This window comes from Nocardia sp. NPDC050793, assembly GCF_040654065.1.
Classification (GTDB): Bacteria; Actinomycetota; Actinomycetes; order Mycobacteriales; family Mycobacteriaceae; genus Nocardia.
The window spans coordinates 204,570-221,477 of the sequence record NZ_JBFAHG010000002.1 but is presented as its reverse complement, the minus strand read 5'-3'; the positions used below and the strand labels follow the sequence as shown (position 1 = coordinate 221,477).

The 16,908-nt window shown below is 69.5% G+C and carries 16 protein-coding genes; 8 read left to right on the top strand and 8 right to left on the bottom strand.

Translation table 11 applies throughout. The annotated features are described in order from the left end of the window. Positions 1 to 106 precede the first annotated feature (106 nt). A complete protein-coding gene (locus AB0H50_RS06530; RefSeq protein ID WP_357449328.1) occupies positions 107 to 862 on the top strand; it encodes an HAD-IIA family hydrolase in 756 nt (251 codons plus the stop codon). Between the two features lie 220 nt (positions 863 to 1,082). Here AB0H50_RS06530 and AB0H50_RS06525 read toward each other — a convergent pair whose 3' ends face one another. From AB0H50_RS06525 to AB0H50_RS06515, 3 genes are all read right to left on the bottom strand, one after another. Then, positions 1,083 to 1,538: a MarR family transcriptional regulator gene (locus AB0H50_RS06525; protein ID WP_357447888.1), complete on the bottom strand. Its 456-nt coding sequence runs from the start codon at positions 1,536 to 1,538 to the stop codon at positions 1,083 to 1,085. Beyond that, a complete protein-coding gene (locus AB0H50_RS06520; RefSeq protein ID WP_357447885.1) occupies positions 1,535 to 2,170 on the bottom strand; it encodes a type 1 glutamine amidotransferase family protein in 636 nt (211 codons plus the stop codon). The genes AB0H50_RS06525 and AB0H50_RS06520 overlap by 4 nt, the downstream gene beginning before the upstream one ends. A 76-nt stretch (positions 2,171 to 2,246) precedes the next feature. Further along, on the bottom strand, positions 2,247 to 2,696 hold the full coding sequence (locus AB0H50_RS06515; RefSeq protein ID WP_357447882.1) for an RpiB/LacA/LacB family sugar-phosphate isomerase: 450 nt from the start codon (positions 2,694 to 2,696) through the stop codon (positions 2,247 to 2,249). Positions 2,697 to 3,188: 492 nt separating this feature from the next. Here AB0H50_RS06515 and AB0H50_RS06510 point away from each other — a divergent pair, with 492 nt between their 5' ends. Continuing rightward, a complete protein-coding gene (locus AB0H50_RS06510; RefSeq protein ID WP_357447880.1) occupies positions 3,189 to 3,380 on the top strand; it encodes a hypothetical protein in 192 nt (63 codons plus the stop codon). A gap of 229 nt (positions 3,381 to 3,609) precedes the next feature. Beyond that, a complete protein-coding gene (locus AB0H50_RS06505) occupies positions 3,610 to 4,725 on the top strand; it encodes a hypothetical protein (RefSeq protein ID WP_357447877.1) in 1,116 nt (371 codons plus the stop codon). Between the two features lie 50 nt (positions 4,726 to 4,775). Here AB0H50_RS06505 and AB0H50_RS06500 read toward each other — a convergent pair whose 3' ends face one another. Next, on the bottom strand, positions 4,776 to 5,282 hold the full coding sequence (locus AB0H50_RS06500) for a nitroreductase/quinone reductase family protein (RefSeq protein WP_357447874.1): 507 nt from the start codon (positions 5,280 to 5,282) through the stop codon (positions 4,776 to 4,778). A 99-nt stretch (positions 5,283 to 5,381) separates the two neighbouring features. Between AB0H50_RS06500 and pta the strand changes: the two genes are divergently transcribed. Further along, positions 5,382 to 7,454 carry a phosphate acetyltransferase gene (pta, locus tag AB0H50_RS06495; protein ID WP_357447871.1) on the top strand — a complete coding sequence of 691 codons (2,073 nt, stop codon included), beginning with the start codon at positions 5,382 to 5,384 and terminating at the stop codon, positions 7,452 to 7,454. 107 nt (positions 7,455 to 7,561) lie between these two features. Beyond that, positions 7,562 to 8,770: an acetate kinase gene (locus AB0H50_RS06490; RefSeq protein WP_357447868.1), complete on the top strand. Its 1,209-nt coding sequence runs from the start codon at positions 7,562 to 7,564 to the stop codon at positions 8,768 to 8,770. A 239-nt stretch (positions 8,771 to 9,009) separates the two neighbouring features. On the opposite strand, the gene AB0H50_RS06485 is transcribed toward AB0H50_RS06490, so the two are convergent. The 3 genes from AB0H50_RS06485 to AB0H50_RS06475 are packed head-to-tail and all read right to left on the bottom strand — an operon-like array spanning position 9,010 to position 13,940. Continuing rightward, complete coding sequence (locus AB0H50_RS06485; protein WP_357447865.1) at positions 9,010 to 11,577, bottom strand: serine/threonine-protein kinase PknG; 2,568 nt, start codon at positions 11,575 to 11,577, stop codon at positions 9,010 to 9,012. 6 nt (positions 11,578 to 11,583) lie between these two features. Beyond that, entirely contained in the window at positions 11,584 to 12,564 is a 981-nt protein-coding gene (locus AB0H50_RS06480) for a glutamate ABC transporter substrate-binding protein (protein WP_357449326.1), read from the bottom strand. 11 nt (positions 12,565 to 12,575) lie between these two features. Further along, entirely contained in the window at positions 12,576 to 13,940 is a 1,365-nt protein-coding gene (locus AB0H50_RS06475) for a hypothetical protein (RefSeq protein ID WP_357447862.1), read from the bottom strand. A 116-nt stretch (positions 13,941 to 14,056) separates the two neighbouring features. Between AB0H50_RS06475 and AB0H50_RS06470 the strand changes: the two genes are divergently transcribed. Further along, positions 14,057 to 14,740, top strand: coding sequence for an NUDIX hydrolase (locus AB0H50_RS06470; RefSeq protein ID WP_357447860.1), 684 nt, complete (start codon positions 14,057 to 14,059; stop codon positions 14,738 to 14,740). On the opposite strand, the gene thiE is transcribed toward AB0H50_RS06470, so the two are convergent. Further along, positions 14,741 to 15,445, bottom strand: coding sequence for a thiamine phosphate synthase (gene thiE / locus AB0H50_RS06465; protein ID WP_357447857.1), 705 nt, complete (start codon positions 15,443 to 15,445; stop codon positions 14,741 to 14,743). It abuts the gene before it with no gap. 119 nt (positions 15,446 to 15,564) lie between these two features. Here thiE and thiO point away from each other — a divergent pair, with 119 nt between their 5' ends. Both thiO and thiS read left to right on the top strand, forming a co-directional pair. Then, a complete protein-coding gene (gene thiO / locus AB0H50_RS06460) occupies positions 15,565 to 16,662 on the top strand; it encodes a glycine oxidase ThiO (protein WP_357447854.1) in 1,098 nt (365 codons plus the stop codon). Then, positions 16,659 to 16,877 (top strand): sulfur carrier protein ThiS, encoded by a 219-nt coding sequence (gene thiS, locus AB0H50_RS06455; RefSeq protein ID WP_357447850.1) that lies wholly within the window; start codon positions 16,659 to 16,661, stop codon positions 16,875 to 16,877. The genes thiO and thiS overlap by 4 nt, the downstream gene beginning before the upstream one ends. Positions 16,878 to 16,908: the final 31 nt, after the last annotated feature.

Sequence of the window (16,908 nt, the reverse complement as noted above, 5' to 3'; positions counted from 1 at the left end):
TGTGACCGGCCGCATCTGGGCCGGGTCCGATGCCTCCCGACGGCCGATAACCGACAATTGTCTGGTGAACGCAGACAAAGAGCCGATCCTGTCCTACCTGACCGATATGGACGGGGTGCTGGTGAGCGAGGAGCACCTGGTGCCCGGCGCCGACGAGTTCCTCGCCGAACTGCGCGCCAACGAGACGCCGTTCCTCGTGCTCACCAACAACTCGATCCGCACACCCCGCGATCTGCAAGCGCGGCTGCGCCAGACCGGTCTCGACATCCCGGAGGAGGCCATCTGGACCTCCGCGCTGGCCACCGCGACCTTCCTCAACGACCAGCGCCCGAACGGAACCGCTTACGTGGTCGGCGAATCCGGGCTCACCACCGCGCTGCACGAGATCGGGTACGTGCTCACCGACAGCGACCCCGACTACGTCGTGCTCGGCGAAACCCGCACCTACTCCTTCGAGGCCATCACCACCGCCATCCGGTTGGTCGAACGCGGCGCTCGTTTCATCGCCACGAATCCGGACGCCACCGGGCCGTCCCGCGAGGGCGTCCTGCCCGCCACCGGTTCGGTCGCCGCGTTGATCACCCGCGCGACCGGGCGCGAACCGTATTACGTCGGCAAGCCCAATCCGCTCATGATGCGTTCGGCGCTGCGGCGCATCGGCGCGCACTCGCAGTCCACCGTGATGATCGGCGACCGCATGGACACCGACGTGATCTCCGGACTGGAGGCGGGCATGCGAACCATCCTGGTGACCACCGGCATTTCGACCCGCGCGTCCGTCGAGCAGTACCCGTACCGGCCGACGCGGGTCATCGACTCGGTCGCGGATCTGGTGGGGCGCACGCACAAGCCGTTCGACTGACGCGAATTCTCGCGGGCGCTCGTCGCCGTCTGCCGTGCGCGTGGGTTCCCTCGCGCCGAGTTCGGCGGCTAGTGGATCGCGGGGAGCCCTTTGACCGCCGGTCCTCGCGCTCGGTGATTGCGTCGACCGCGGCGGACAGCCGAGTCAGTGCTTCGACGGTGCGTGTGAGTTCTTCGCGCCGAGTTCGGCGGCCAATGGGTCGCCGGGAGCTCGTCGACCGTCAGTCCTCGCGCTCGGTGATCGCGTCCACCGCAGCGGACAGACGGGTGATCGCCTCGACGATGCGGGCGAATTCGTCCGTGCCGAGTTCGGCGGCGAGCCGGTCGGCGAGCACCGCGTGCCGTGGATGGATCCGCCGCACCGCCGCGTAGCCCTCCTCGGTGGGGGCGACCAGCTTCGCGCGGCGGTGCGCCGGATTCGGGCGGTACTCGGCGAGCCCCTTGTCCACCAGCAGGTCCGCGATGCGCTGCACGCTCTGCCGGGTGATGCCCATGGCGCGCGCGATGCCCGCCACCGGCAGCGGCTCGCGAAGCACCGCGCCGAGCACCTGCCACCACGCCGCGGTCAGCCCGGCGGGCTTGGCCAGTTCCTCGGCGATGGCGAGAAACTGGCCGTTGAGCCGGAACGAAGTGATCGCGGCGGTGCTGAACAGCTCCTGTTCCGGTGTGTCGGTCATGCCCGCGACGCTGCTTTGTCGTAGGCGTCGAGCACCGTGTAGGCCGCCGGATCGTTGTGCGCGAAGAGCCGGTACCAGGCGTCGAGAATGTGCGGTTCGTAGACGCCGAGCAGTCCGAGCACCTCGCGGGCGAATTCGAACGGCGCGGTCGCCGAAGCCGTGACGACGTTGCCGTCGGTCACCGCGGGCTGCTCGACATAGCGGTCTGCGCCCGCGTAACCGCTGTAGGCGAGGAACTCGGCCACGTTGCTGGTGTGCGCCTTGTCGTCCAGCAAGCCCTCCTGCGCCAGGCCGAAGGTCGAGCCGCAGATGGCCGCGACCGGCACGCCCGCCTCGAGGAATTCGCGCGCCTTGCGAGCGAACGGTGTGAGTTCGCCGGTCATCCACGTGTCGGCGCCCGGCAGGATCAGCATCGCGCTCTCGGCGGGGGACAGCTCGGCCAGCGTCAGATCGGGCGCGATCCGCATGCCGCCCTTGGTGGTGATCGGGTCGCGGGTGAGCCCGACGGTCTTGACCTCGAAGGTTCCGGGCGCGATCTGCCAGGCCGGATTGTTGATGTGGGCGGTGGCGGCTCCGACCTCCCAGTCGGCGAGGGTGTCGTAGATGGCGGTGTGCACTGTCTTCGTGGGCATGACAGTATTCTGTCATATTTGACAGCATGCTGTCAATGGATCGAGGGTTGCGGCCGTGCGCGGTACCTCGCTGGGCTCAGTGCCCCCGCTCGATCTTGGTCAGATGCGCGATATTGGCCCGGTCGGCCACGTCAGTGCTCGGCTCGCCCGCGAACCAGGCGTCGAGGATCTCGGTGAGCTCGGCCGCCGAGGTCGAACGCAGGCTCAGCGCAAGCACATTCGCGTCGTTCCACTTGCGCGCGCCTGCGGCGGTCGCGGCGTCGGCGCACAGTGCGGCTCGAACGCCCGCGACCTTGTTGGCCGCGATGGACGCGCCGGTGCCGGTCCAGCAGCAGACGATCGCCTGGTCGGCGCGACCCTCGGCGACGTCACGCGCCGCCGCCTCGCTGGCCCACGCCCAGTCGTCTCGCTCGCTCTCCGACAGCGCGCCGTGCGTGAGCACCCCCTCGAACCCGCGCCTCCCCAGCTCGCCCACCAGTTCCTTTGCCACGCCAACGCACTCGTCCGCCGCCACCGAGATCCGCATATCACCACGATAGGACGCGACGTGGGATCCCGGAGCGGGTAACGGATCGTCGCCCTCTTGCTGGTGTCGAAGTGTTGACGAGAACCCGCCAAGGCCACCTCGCAGGGTAACGAATTGATAACGTACGCCCGAGGTGGGCGTGCTGCCATCGCCTGAACACATGCTGTGAACTGGGTTTGGATACCTGGCGCAATCGCGGAATCGCTGTAACGGTTTCATAACAAACGCACCTTCGGATCCGGCTATCCGAAGGCTGATGGACCGTACCTGATCGCAGCAGGCAGCGGCCGGAATCGAAGGTAACCGACTACTCGAAATTTCTAGTACGGCAGTACTGATCGGGTGGTTCGGAGGCAGGTTCAACGGCGAGAGCAAGGCTGCTCTTGCCGCGATTTCGTGCCACTCTCTCAAACGGGTGCTGCCCCCACCTGGCCAGAGGTGAGGGCAGCGGTAACCCCGTCCCCTGTTGAATGCGCGAAGAACGGAGTCTCCATGAGCGTAACCCCGCCCGTCGAAGATCACCGCCCACAGCCGACACCCTCGGGGCAGGTTCCCTTCTGGGAGTTGTACGCGGCGGTCATCCTGGCGGTGCCCGTCGGCTTTCTGGTCGACTGGCCGACAGCAGTGCAGGTGCTGCTGACCATCTTCGCCGGCCTCATGGCCAGCCGGATCCCCCTGCAGTAACGGGCCAAGAAACGCTGACACCGCTGCCCCGGGACATCCGCCCGGGGCAGCATGGCGGCGACCGTCCGTCCGCGGTGCCTGGGTAATCAAACGCTGGGCACCGTTCAGCCCCGTCGCGTGAAGGGATGCAGCGCGTACGCCGACGGCGAAACAACTACGCGCCGAAGCCGATTCGCATCGATAATGAGCCGTGAAAACCGATGCTCGAGAGGCCCGGAGGGTGAACCGGATGGACGATGTACTGCTGACACCGCCAGACCTCGACGAGGTGCAGTTACTCGCGCGCGGCGTGGTCACGGCCGCGCAGGGGGAGGACGGTCTGACACCGTTGCAGCAGTTGCTGATTCCCGCGCTGTTCCTGTCCATGACCGGCCACCGGGTCGAGTTGGCGACAGTGGAGTCCATCACCGCGCCGGAATTCGCGGTCCGATTGGCTCGGCGCAACCGGATCTTCCGTGAACGGATCGTGCAGACCATGTTGCTGGCCGCGCTGGTGGTGCGGCCGCTGCCGCCGGTGGTCGCGACCCGGTTGCGGGAGTTCGCCGACGCATTGGACGTCGACGACGACATGATCGCGGTGGCGCACAAGTACGCCGAAGGCGCCATCGATCTCGCCGCGGTCGATTTCGCACGTAACGGATACCTCGGTGGCCTCGACCCGCGCAGGCTCACCGCGCTGCACACCGACAGCCTGGACAGTTCCTGGGGCCAGGTCAGCGACGACCCGGCGCTGGCCGCACGCTGGGCGTCGCTGCGCGACCTGCCGGTGGGGACCCTCGGCCGCGGCGTCGCGGACTTCTACCGCGATCGCGGCTTCGTCACCCCGGGTCTGCCTGGTTCGGCGCCGCCACTGCTGGCCCAGCACGATTGGGTGCACGTGCTCGCCGGGTACGGCACCACCTTGGAAAACGAGATCGAGGTCTTCGCTTTCATGGCGCGCGCCAACGACGACCCGCGCGCTTTCAGCCTGCTCGCCATGGTGGTCTCCCTCTTCGAAACCGGCTACCTGCACGCCGGTGCCGGCCTGTTCGAGGCAAACGAGGGCCACCTGCGGACCGCGGGCATGGCCACCCGCCTCGCCGACGCCATGCGCCGTGGCGCCCTCACCAAGGGCAGCCACGATTTCCTCGACCTGGACTGGTTCACTCTCGCGGACCGCCCGATCACCGTGGTGCGCAACGAGATCGACCTGACGTCCAAGTCGTCTGCCGCGGTTGCCGCCGGATCGGTCGGCCCGTGGGACGGCGGCGGCATCACTGCGTTCCAGCTACATTCAGCCGAGCAAGCAGCAGAAGCCGACGGGCGACCATATGTCCCATGGCAACCCGACCCCTCGCGCGATTGATCGGTGACCGATCATCGCGCTCCGGTCTCTCGCCTCGCCGCCTGACCGACTCAGGCGCGAGTCAGCGCGAAGATGCGCAGATCGCGGGTGGTCCGGTCGCGGTAGGCGGCGTACGCACCGGTCACTTCCACGAAACGCTGGAAGATCGGCTCCTTGGCCTCGCCCTCGACCGGCGTCGCGGTGACGCGGATGCGTTCGCCGGCGATGGCGACGGTCGCGTTCGGGTCGGCGAGCAGGTTGGTGGTCCAGGCCGGGTGGTGCGCTTGGCCGAAGTTGCTGCCGATGACGTACAGGGTGTCGCCGTCGTGCACGTACAGCAGCGGCTGGGTGCGCGGCTGACCCGATTTGCGGCCCGTGGTGGTCAGCAGGATGACCGGCGCGCCGATCGGTCCCAGAATCGTGTACTTGGCGTCGGTGCGCTCCAGCACCTGGCGGTCCAGCGGGGTGATCTTGCGAATCACCCAAGACCCCGGTTCGGTCGCCGCGAAACGGTTCGCCACGCGGGACAGGATGTTGGTGCGCGAACCCCACTGCCGGTCCGGGAACTGCGTCGTCATATGCCGGAATATAGGCGAGGTCGCCGCCGAACGTGATTTCCCGAATATTTGCCATCGGTTGGCCGGGCCTCGCCGTGTCGGCTCACTAAGCTCGGGATCATGGTCGAATCCGCTCCGTCCACCGTCTACATCGCTTCGCCGGAGGGCGACACCGGCAAGTCGACGGTCGCGCTCGGCATGCTGCAGATGCTGTGCGCCACCACCGCGAGGGTCGGGGTGTTCCGTCCGATCACCCGCTCGACCACCGAGCCCGACTACATCCTGGAGTTGCTGCTCGAGCACAGCACCGCCGACATCGACTACGCCCAGGCCGTCGGCGTCACCTACGAACAGGTGCACAACGATCCGGACGCCGCGATCAGCGAGATCGTGATGCGCTTCCACGAGGTGGCCAAGGTCTGCGACGCGGTGGTGGTGATCGGCAGCGACTACACCGACGTGGCAAGCCCGAGCGAGCTGCGGTTCAACGCCAGGATCGCGGTGAACCTCGGCGCGCCGGTGCTGCTCGTGGTGCGCGGCTCCGACCGCACCCCGGTCGAGATCAGGCAGCTGGTCGAGCTGTGTGCGAGCGAACTGCAGCAGGAGCACGCGGCGCTGGTGGCGATCGTCGCGAACCGCTGCGATCCGGACGAGCTGAAGGAAATCTGCTCCGTGCTGAGCGGTTTCGACGTGCCGTCTTGGTCGCTGCCGGAGGTGCCGCTGCTGATCGCGCCGACAATGGCGGAGCTGTGCGAGGCGGTCGACGGCGAAATGTACAGCGGTGACCCGGAATTGCTGCAACGCGAGGCGCTGAAGGTCATGGTCGGCGGCATGACCGCCGAGCACATTCTGGAGCGGCTGGTCGACGGTGTCGTGGTGATCGCGCCGGGCGACCGGTCGGACGTGCTGCTGAGCGTGGTGAACGCCCATGAGGCCGAGGGCTTTCCGTCGCTGTCGGGCATCATCATGAATGGCGATATGCTGCCCCACCCCGCCGTCGCGCGCCTGATGGCAGGCCTGAAGCAGAAGCTGCCGATCCTCACCACGAGCTTGGGCACCTATGACACGGCCAGCGCCGCGTACCGCACCAGGGGACGGATGTCGGCGGGCAACCCGCGCAAGGTGAACACCGCGCTCGCCCTGATGGAGCAGCATGTGGACGCGCCGGAGTTGTTGCGGCGCATCAGCGTTCCGCGCAGCTCGGTGGTCACCCCGCAGATGTTCGAGTACCAGCTGATCGAGCAGGCCAGGGCCGATCGCAAGCGGATCGTGCTGCCCGAGGGCGACGACGACCGCATCCTGCGCGCCGCGGGTCGAGTGTTGCAGCGCAAGATCGCCGATCTGGTCGTCCTCGGCGACGAGTCGGCCATCCGGGCCCGCGCCGCCGAACTCGGCGTCGACATCTCCGAGGCCGTGGTGCTCGACCCGCGCACCTCCGGCTACCTCGACGAGTTCGCCGCCGAGTACACCGAACTACGCAAGCACAAGGGCATGACGCTGGAGCGGGCCCGCGAAACCGTCGCGGACATCTCCTATTTCGGCACCATGATGGTCTACAAGGGCATCGCAGACGGCATGGTCTCCGGCGCGGCGCACACCACCGCGCACACCATCCGGCCCTCTTTCGAGATCATCAAGACGGTGCCGGGCGTCGCCACCGTCTCCAGCGTGTTCCTCATGTGCCTGGCCGACCGGGTGCTCGCGTACGGTGACTGCGCCGTCGTTCCCGACCCGACCTCCGAGCAGTTGGCCGATATCGCGATCTCCTCCGCGCAGACCGCCGCGCGGTTCGGCATCGACCCGAAGATCGCCATGCTGTCCTACTCCACGGGCGAATCCGGTAGCGGAGCCGACGTGGACAAGGTGCGCGTGGCGACCAAGCTGGTCCGCGAGCGCGCCCCGGAACTGTTGGTGGAGGGCCCGATTCAGTACGACGCGGCGATCGAACCGACGGTCGCCGACGCGAAGCTGCCCGAGTCCGAGGTGGCCGGACGGGCCACGGTGTTCGTGTTTCCGGATCTCAACACCGGCAACAACACCTACAAGGCGGTGCAGCGCAGCGCGGGCGCCGTCGCGATCGGCCCGGTGTTGCAGGGCCTGCGCAAGCCGGTCAACGACCTCTCGCGCGGTGCGCTGGTCGCCGACATCGTCAACACCGTGGCGATCACCGCCATCCAGGCGCAGGGGCAGTGAGACTCCGCACTCGCCCACCAGGAACAAACGTGCGGTGAGCAGGGTTGCCGCGGGTAGGGGCCGCGCATCGGTACGGTGCGGGGTCGCAGGAAGACGCAGGAGGCATGATGAGCAACGCGGCCGATGACCTTGTGCTGGTGATCAATTCCGGCTCGTCGTCCATCAAGTACCAGCTGCTCGACCCGGAGACGGGCGCCGTGGCGGCCTCCGGTCTGGTGGAACGGATCGGGGAGCGGGAAGGGGCTGTCGAGCACCGCGCAGGGGGCCGCACCGTCGAGCGCGCCGAGGCGATCGCCGACCACAAGGCCGGCTTGCAGCTGGTGTTCGACCTGTTCGCGGAGACGGGCTACGACCTGGCCGGTGCGGGCGTGCGGGCGGTTGGGCACCGGGTGGTGCACGGCGGCGAGGTGTTCTACGAGCCGACGCTGATCACCGACGAGGTGGTCGAGGAGATCTCGAAGCTCTCCGCCCTCGCCCCGCTGCACAATCCGGCCAATGTCACCGGGATCGAGAGCACCAGGGAACTGCTGCCCGGCGTGCCGCAGGTCGCGGTGTTCGACACAGCGTTCTTCCACGGTCTGCCCGACGCGGCCAAGACGTACGCCATCGACGCGAAAGTCGCCGCCGCGCATGGCATCCGGAGGTACGGCTTTCACGGCACCTCGCACGAATACGTGTCAGCGCGGGTCGCCGAGGTGCTCGGTCGCGACCAGGAAACCTTGCGCCAGATCGTGTTCCACCTGGGCAACGGCGCGTCCGCGTCGGCGATCCGCGGCGGCAGGCCGATCGACACCAGCATGGGCCTGACGCCGCTGGAGGGCCTGGTGATGGGTACGCGGGGCGGCGACATCGACCCCGGCATCATCGGTCACCTGGTGCGCTCGGCTCACTTCGACATCGAGCGGATCGAGGAACTCCTCAATCGTGATTCGGGCATCAAGGGCCTGTCCGGTGTCAACGACTTCCGCGAACTGCGCAGGCTGATCGACGCGGGCGACGCCGCTGCCCAGCTGGCCTACGACGTCTACATCCACCGGCTGCGCCGCTACCTCGGCGCGTATCTGGTAGAGCTGGGCGGCGTCGACGCCATTACGTTCACCGCGGGAGTCGGCGAGAACAGCCCGGATGTCCGCGCCGACGCGCTGGCCGGCCTGTCCGGTTTCGGCATCGAGGTCGACGCGGCGCGCAACACCGCCGCAGACCGCGCCGCACGACTCATCTCCCCGCCGGATGCTCGGGTAGCGGTTCTGGTGGTGCCGACCAACGAGGAACTCGCCATCGCCCGCGCCGCCCGTCGGGTGGTTTCGGAGCGGTAGCCACACTCTAGAAAACCTCACGGATTCCTCATGGTCGCCCCGCCAGGATGGAAAGCGGATCGGGGTCGCCAGGTATCCGAGGAGCCCCGCGGGCCGTTGGGAGCGACGCCCTCGCCTCCCTCCAGCCGCTCCGGCTGCCCCCGGCGCGGCGCGGCCCGCGGACCTTCCCGGCTGCCGATTGCTCCCGCGCCCGGATCCGGCCCGGCCGCTGTTCCGCCGCAGCGGCCGGGTTTCTCGGGTCAGAACCAGGTGTGGGCGCGGATGCTGTTGGCGAGATCGACCAGCGCGTAGCGATGTTCGCGGCCGGGCGCGTGGCGGGCGAGGGCGCGCAGCCCCGATTCGGTGCCGTCGCGTAGATCCCGTTCGGTGAACGCGGCGCCGAACAGCTTGGCGTCGGGGCGTTTCGGAGTGTTGCCCGCTTGCAGCCAGGCCAGCGCGGCGCCGAGCACGAGCACCCGCATCTGGAGCGCGCGGCTCTCACCGGCGGGCAGCATCTGCACCCGCGAGGCTGCCACGTGCAGCGTCGGCTCGTCGAGCTCGGCCACCGGGGACGCGGTGAGCAGCAAGAGCACCGCGGTCATCCGCGCCGCGGCGTAGCAGCGCGAGGAGCTGGGGACCTCGTCGAGCGCGTCCACCGCGGCCTCGACCCCTCCCGCCGCCGCGAGCTGCCTGGCCAGCCCGAATGCCGCGCTCACCACCGCGCGGTCGGTGCGCCAGACGGTGCCGTAGAACTTCTCCGCGTACGCCCGCCACTGTTCCGGATCATCCGAATCCCAGTGCTGGAGAATCAGTTCCGCGGTCGCGGCGAGTGCGAGCTTGGGCGCGATCTCGCCGGGCAGCACATGCAGCACCGACTCGAAGGCCGCGAACGCCCGCTCGTAGTTCTGCTCCCGCAGCTCCGCGAGACCGGTGTACCAGTCGATGCGCCAGTCGTAGGCCGGGATTCGGGACAGCAGGTACAGCACCGTGGCAGGCTCGCCCATGTCGAGCCGCAACCTGGCCTCGGCGAGAGAGAGCTCCAGATCCAAAGTCTCCGGGGCGTTCTCGGGATCGGCGGCGGCGCGTTCGCGAGCCTCGTGCAGCGCCTCCAGCGCCTGCCGCGGCTCCGGGTGCACGGCGGCGGCGAGCAGGGGAACGGACGGGTCGGCCGGGTCTATCAGCGGAATCGGCAGCGCCGCCGCGATGTCCGCGGAGCGCAGCAGGCTGCTGCGGCCGATGCCGTCGACGTAGGCGTCGGTCTGGCTGATCAGTTCCTCGGCGCCGAAGCTGGTGCGCTGTGGACTGAACACCGTGGACAACTGTGGATGCTCGGCGCCGGTGTCCAGCGCGAGGATTTCCCGCAAGACGCCGGACAGCTGAGCCGCCATCGCGCGGGCCGAGCCGAACCTGCGCGCCGGGTCCGGATCGGTCGCGGTGAGCAGCAGGCGGTGGAAGAACTCGTAGCGTTCCAGCACGGGCTGCTGTGCGGGATCGGGGATGCCGTCCAGGTAGCGGCCGTGCTCCATGGGCATGTTCAGGGTGAGCACCGCGAGTGTGCGACCGACGGTGTAGATGTCGGAGGCCACCGTCGGGCCGGTCTTGCCGATCTCCGGTGCCTGGAATCCTTTGGTGCCGTACAGGTTTCCGTACGCGTCGAACGTGGTGACCGCGCCGAGGTCGATCAGTTTGACCTGGTCCTCGGTGATCATGATGTTGTCGGGCTTGAGGTCGTTGTAGGCCAAGCCGGTCGAATGCAGGTAGTCCAACGCGGGCAGGATTTCCAGCACGTACGCGATCGCCTCGGCGACCGGCAGCCGCGCGGGCCGTTCGCAGGTGTCGAGCACCGCGCGCAGCGAACGTCCGCCGACGTACTCCATCACGATGTAGCCGATCGGGAAGCCGTCAAGACCGGGGTGCTCGACGAAGTTGTGGATCTTGACGATGCTGGGATGGGTGACCTCGGCGAGGAATTGGCGCTCGGCCACCGCGACCGCTTGCGCTTCGGCGTCGCCCGCGTGCAGCAAGCCCTTCAGCACGACCCATCGGTCGCTGACGTTGCGGTCGATCGCGAGGTAGATCCAGCCGAGCCCGCCGTGCGCCAGACAGCCCTGGACCTCGTACTGGCCGGAGACCATATCGCCAGGGCGCAGCGAAGGACGGAAATCGTAAGACGCTTCGCAGGTCTCACAGGCGCCGGCCGTCGTCGCCGGGCGCACCGCGGTCGCCCTGCCGACGGGTTTGCCGCAGCGCCAGCAGAAGCGCCTGCTCTCGGCGACCACCGGATTGGTGAGCACCGCCGCCATCGGGTCCGCGGGCGGGACCGTCGGGATCGGCACCAAGCCGCCGCCGAGCCTGCGCACCGATGGCCGGGACCGCACGCTGCGGCCCGAGGTACGCGATGCCCCAGCGGAATCCGGCTCGGAGCGGAGGGTCTCGTCGCTGACTTCGGCGGCCATCGTGCTTGGCGGTTCGGCGAACGCCATGGTGCCGGTCGGTTCGACGGCTTGGTTCGGAGGCTGCGCCGCGGCGGTCGCGGCGCCTCCCGCCGCAGTGTCGGCGGACTCCGTCCGGCGGTCCGCTACCGGCCCGGTGTGCTCGTCGTCGTCGGTGCGCGAGGACGGCGGGCTCAGCTGGGTTGCCGGTCCTTCGTCATCGGAATGGGCTGTGCCCCCGGATGATTCGTCGCTGTCCTGCCGGTGAGCGAGTGGATCCGACCAGCGGATAGTCGGCGGCGCTTCGGCGTCGCCCGACTCCGAGCCGGAGGGTCCGGAGCCCATCGGCTCGTTGCCGTCGTCCGGTCGCGGGAAGGGGAGGTATCGCGTCGTCATCGCCCCTCAGTCTTGATACGTGGCAGCGGGCGGACTCGGCGTCGGGCCGAGTGCGGCGAGCCACCGCTCGTACATCCGGGTCCAGGTGCCGTCGGCGCGCACCCGCTCCAGGGTCCCGTTGACGAATCGCACCAGATCGTCGGCTTCCTTGGGGATGCCGATGCCGTACGGTTCGACGCTGATGCTGCCGCCGACCAGCTCGGTATACGGGTCCTGTGTGGCCAGGCCCAACAGGACCGCGTCGTCGGTGCTCACCGCGTCGACTTGCCGTTGTTGCAGCACCACCAGGCAGTCGGCCCAGGTCGGCACGGTCAGCAGGGCTGCGGCGGGCTGTTCGCGGCGGATGCGGTCCAGCGAGGTGGTGCCGCGCACCACGCACACCCGCTTGCCCGCGAGATCGGCGACGCCGGTGATGCCGGAGTTCTCCATGGCCAGGATCCGATGGTCGGCCCGCAGGTAGACGGTGGAGAACGCGACCTTCGTGCGCCGTTCGCAGGTGATGGTCATGGTCTTGGCGACCACGTCCACGGTGTGCTCCTGCAGGGCCCGCTCCCGATCGGCCGAGCCGAGAACGCGGAATTCGATCAGATCCGGGCTGCCGAGCAGGTCGCGCGCGACCTCGCGGGCGATGTCGGCGTCGAAGCCCTCGATGGAGCCGGTTTCCGGATCGCGGAAGCTGAACAGGTTGCTGCCCGTGTCCAGGCCGACCAGCAACCGGCCGCGGGCACGGATTGCGTCGAGGGTCGGGCCGCTGGCGGCCCGGCCGGATCCGGTGGGCCGCAGGCTGGCGGTGGGGTCACCGCACTGCAGCTCGTCGGGGTTCGGCAGCGGCGTATCGGTCTCTACCGGAGTGGCTTTCGCGGGCAGCGGCGGCTCGGTGTAGGAGCCGACCTTGGCGGTGCCCGCGGTATCGGGGGGCGCCGCGCAGCCGCCGAGGAAGGCGGTGGCGGCGAGTGCGGCGGCCAGCAGGCCGCGTGCCGTGTTCATCGATGCTGTGTTCATCGATACTCCCGCAATCTAGGCCACAGGCCGAGGCCGACATAGGCGGCGGCGACGATGCCGAGGACCAAGGCGCCGGTGGCGAGGAAGCCGAGCACGCGAATGGCCTGGGAGATCTCCCAGCGCAGGGTGCTCCGCGTCTCGGTGATGCCGTTGTCGAGCGAGCTGTCGAGCGCGTCGACGTTCGCGGTGGACTGGGCAACGCCCGGTCCGGTGGCCACCACCGCCGCGCCGTGGAAATCGCCGCGCGCGAGCGCCTCGTTCATCCGCTCGTGTGATATCCGCCAACGCTCCAGTGCGGCACGGGCATTCGCGACGTCGTCGGCGGCGTACGCGGAACCCGGGTAGCCGCCCAGCAGTTCGCCGAGGCGGGCGATGCTGGCATCGAAGGTGCGGTCGTAGTCGCCGGTCAGTTCGCGGCGCGCCAGCTTCAGCGTCTCCGCGGCGCGGGCCTGCTGGGCGACGATGCGGCCTTCGATCAGCCGGGAGGCGGGCACCGCCGCGTCGTCGCGGCCGCTGATCATCGAGACAGCTGACATCGATCCCGCGATCACGGTCCACGCCAGGAGGATCAGCATCGCGCCGGAGGCGAGCAGCAGGCCCACATTGAAGGTGCGCCGCCACCGCCTCGCCAGTTGAGTCTGCGCCCAGACCAGGACGACCAGGGCGAGGATCAGCAAGCCGATGGCCGTCCACGGCGGGCGGACGTGGGCGCGCTGCGCGGCGTCCACGGCTTCGGAGCGATGGTCCTGGAGTTCCCCGGCCATCGGCAGCAGGGTGGTCTGCATCTGATTCGACGCTTCGCTCAGATAGGCCGCGCCGACGGGATGACCGGTGCGATTGTTGGTGCGCGCGGTTTCGACCAAGCCGGAGTAGACCGGTAGACCGGTCGCGATGCCGGTCCGCAGTCGTGCGTCGGCGCGGGTGTCGGCGCGCCCGGACTGGGTGACCAGCTCGGCCGCCGCCTCGCCGACCGCCTGGGAGTATCTGTCGCGCACCGGCTCCGGCTCCACACCGCCCGCGATGAACGCGGTGCTCGCGGCGGCGTCGGCGATGGACAGCGACGTGTAGAGGCGGTGCGCGGAGTGCGCGTTCGGCTCGGTCTCGTCGAGCAGAATGCGCAGTTGCTCTTGGCGATCGCTCACCGTCGCCGCCGTCACCGCGCCCGCGGTCACGCACAGGCCGATGAGCAGCAATCCAAGGGCAATCAGCCGGCCGGGCGACGAGTGTGCGAAGGACCGCAGATTGGCGAGATCGAGGTGCTCGCGGACGGCCGCGGCGGACACGGCGCGGAGGTGTTTGCGCGGGTGCTCGGCAGCGACCGACGGCGGTCGCACCGCCGCAAGCTGCTCGGTCCGAGCCATCGTCCACCTCCGGGTCCGCGCCCCATCTGTGCCCCTGTGTCGCAGTTTATTGTGGTCCTACCGGTGCCGTGGCGTGTCGAACACCCCCTGCCACGGCTGGATGAGGATGGTTGGCGATGCGCGGTGACGGCGACGGGTGGTCGCGAGGTCCGGACGGACTGAAGCACTGGGGCAAGTTCGGTGCTGCCGGATTGTTGCTGCGCGCGCCGCTTGCCGCGGGCGGCTCGGCGGTGCTGCTCCAGCATCGCGCTCCGTGGAGTCATCAGGGCGGTACCTGGGCGTTGCCCGGCGGTGCGCGCGACAGCCACGAGACCCCGGTGCACGCGGCGGTGCGGGAAGCATGGGAGGAGGCGGGCATCCACCCCTCGGACGTCCGGGTGCGCGCGGAACGCGTGACGGCGTCCGCGCTGAGCGGCTGGACCTACACCACGGTGATCGCCGACGCGGTGATGACCTTGCCGACCAGCGCCAACCGGGAGAGCACCGAACTGGCCTGGGTACCGGAGGGCGAGGTCGAGGCGCGGCCGCTGCACCCCGGTTTCGCTGTCGCCTGGCCCGCACTGCGCGCCGTCCCGGCCAGGGCCTGTCTCACCGAGCTCGATGATTCGCGAGCCGTCGCCGAGGCCCTTCCACGCACCGTCGACCTCGCCGATCAGGGATTCATCTGGTTGCATTCGGATCCGGAAGGCCCGGGCGGCGTGGCGCGGATCCTCGACGCGGCGACCGAGGAACCGGCCGCAGAACAGCTGCCGCCCCCGGTCACTGTGCTCTCGCTGACCAGGGGACAGGTGCTGTCCTGACTACAGCCTCGCGTTGGCCAGCAGCGCGGACTTGAGTTCGCGGGCGGCGGCCTCGGGGTCACGGGCCTCGGTGATGGCGCGGACCACCACGATCCGCTCGGCGCCCGCCGCAAGCAGTTCGGGCAGCCGCTGCTGATCGATCCCGCCGATGGCGAACCACGGCCGGGTCGGGTGCGCGTCGGCAGTCGAGCGAATCAGGTCGATGCCCGAGGCTTGCCTGCCCGGCTTGGTCGGGGTGGTCCACACCGGACCGGTGCAGAAGTAATCGATGTGCTCGTCGATGGCGGCGAGCCCGGTCTGGGCACGGTTGTGTGTCGAGCGGCCGATCACCACGTCCGGCCCGAGAATGCGGCGCGCGTACCAGGGCGGCAGGTCGCCCTGGCCGAGGTGCAGCACGTCGGCGTTCGCGGCGAGCGCGATGTCGGCGCGGTCGTTCACCGCGAGCAGCGCGCCGTGCCTGCGGGCCGCGGCCTTGAGCTCGGCGAGCGCGCCGAGTTCGGCTCTGGCCTCCATCGGCCCGAATTTGGCCTCGCCCGGTGATCCCTTGTCTCTGAGCTGGATGATGTCGACCCCGCCCGCGAGCGCGGCTTCGGCGAACTTGGCCAGATCGCCCTTCTCGCGCCGGGCGTCGGTGCACAGATAGAGCCGCGCGGTAGCGAGGCGCTCCCGTGGCGGCAGCGTTCGGTTCGGGAGGGAGGGTTGCACGCCTTCGACGGTAGCCGCGCTACCGTGGGGATGCGAACAGAAGGCGGGACGAGCACGTCGGCCGCGGCGCGCCGGGACGGTGCGTGAGTACCCCCGCACGGATGAGGTAGGTGGACAGCATGCGGACTCTCGCCGTCGTCGGTGGCGGCGTCATCGGGCTGTCGGTGGCGTGGCGGGCCGCCGAGGCGGGATGGCAGGTCACGCTGTTCGATCCCGCGGTCGGATCGGGCGCCTCGTGGGTCGCGGGCGGGATGCTGGCTCCGCTCTCGGAGGGCTGGCCCGGTGAGGATCGCGTTCTCGAATTCGGCGCCGCCGCGCTGGCTCGCTGGCCGGAGTTCGCGGCCAGGCTGGAATCCGTCTCGGGCGCACAGGTCTTCGTCGCCGACGAGACCCTCACCGTCGCGCTGGACGGCGCGGACGCCGCCGACCTGCGCACCGTCGCGGACTGGGTGGGCGGACACGGTCACGAACTGCGCGTGCTGGACCGCGCGGGCGTGCGCGCGCTGGAACCGACGCTCGCCCGCACCGTGCGCGCCGGTTTGCTGGCTTCCGCCGAACCCGCCACCGACAACCGGCGTCTGCTCGACGGCCTGCGCGACGCCGTGGCCGCCGCGGGCGTCGAACTGCGCGCCGAGGAGATCACCGACCTGGACGCGCTCGCCTTCGACCAGATCGTGCTCGCCGCGGGCGCGGCCTCGGCGCGACTGTGGCCTGGACTGCCGGTGCGACCCGTCAAGGGGGAGATCCTGCGGCTGAGGCACCGGCCGGGCGCGGCGCCCGCCCCGCAGCGGGTGATCCGCGCCAGGGTGCACGGCAGGCCGGTGTATCTGGTCCCGCGCCGGGACGGAATCGTCGTTGGCGCAACGCAGTACGAGGCCGGTTTCGACACGGCGGTGACGGTGGCCGGGGTCCGCGACCTGATCGCCGACGCCGAGGCCGTACTGCCCGGCATCGGCGAATACGAACTCGCCGAGGCCGCGGCGGGTTCCCGGCCGGGCAGCCCCGACAACCTGCCGCTGATCGGCAGGCTCGCCGATCGGGTGATCGCCGCCACCGGACACGGCCGCAACGGCATGCTCACCGTGCCGCTGACCGTCGACGCGGTGCTCGCTCTGCTCGACGGCACGGTGCTTACCGAGGCGCAAGCCGCTGACCCGCAACGCTTTTCGACGACGCCGGGCGCGTCGTCCCTATCCACAGCAGGAGGAGTTCGATGACCGCGACATCCGTTCCCATCGGCGTCACCGTGAACGGGCAGGATTACGAATTCGCCGAACCGCTCACCGTCCGTGAGCTTTTGGCCCGCCTCGAGCTGCCCTGTCAGGGAGTGGCGCTCGCCGTCGACGGCGCGGTGTTCCCGAAGTCGCGCTGGGACGAGCAGGTCGGTCGCGGTTGGACCCTCGAGGTGCTGACGGCGGTCCAGGGTGGTTGAGCGGGCACTGGACGCCGAGGCGCGACCGAAG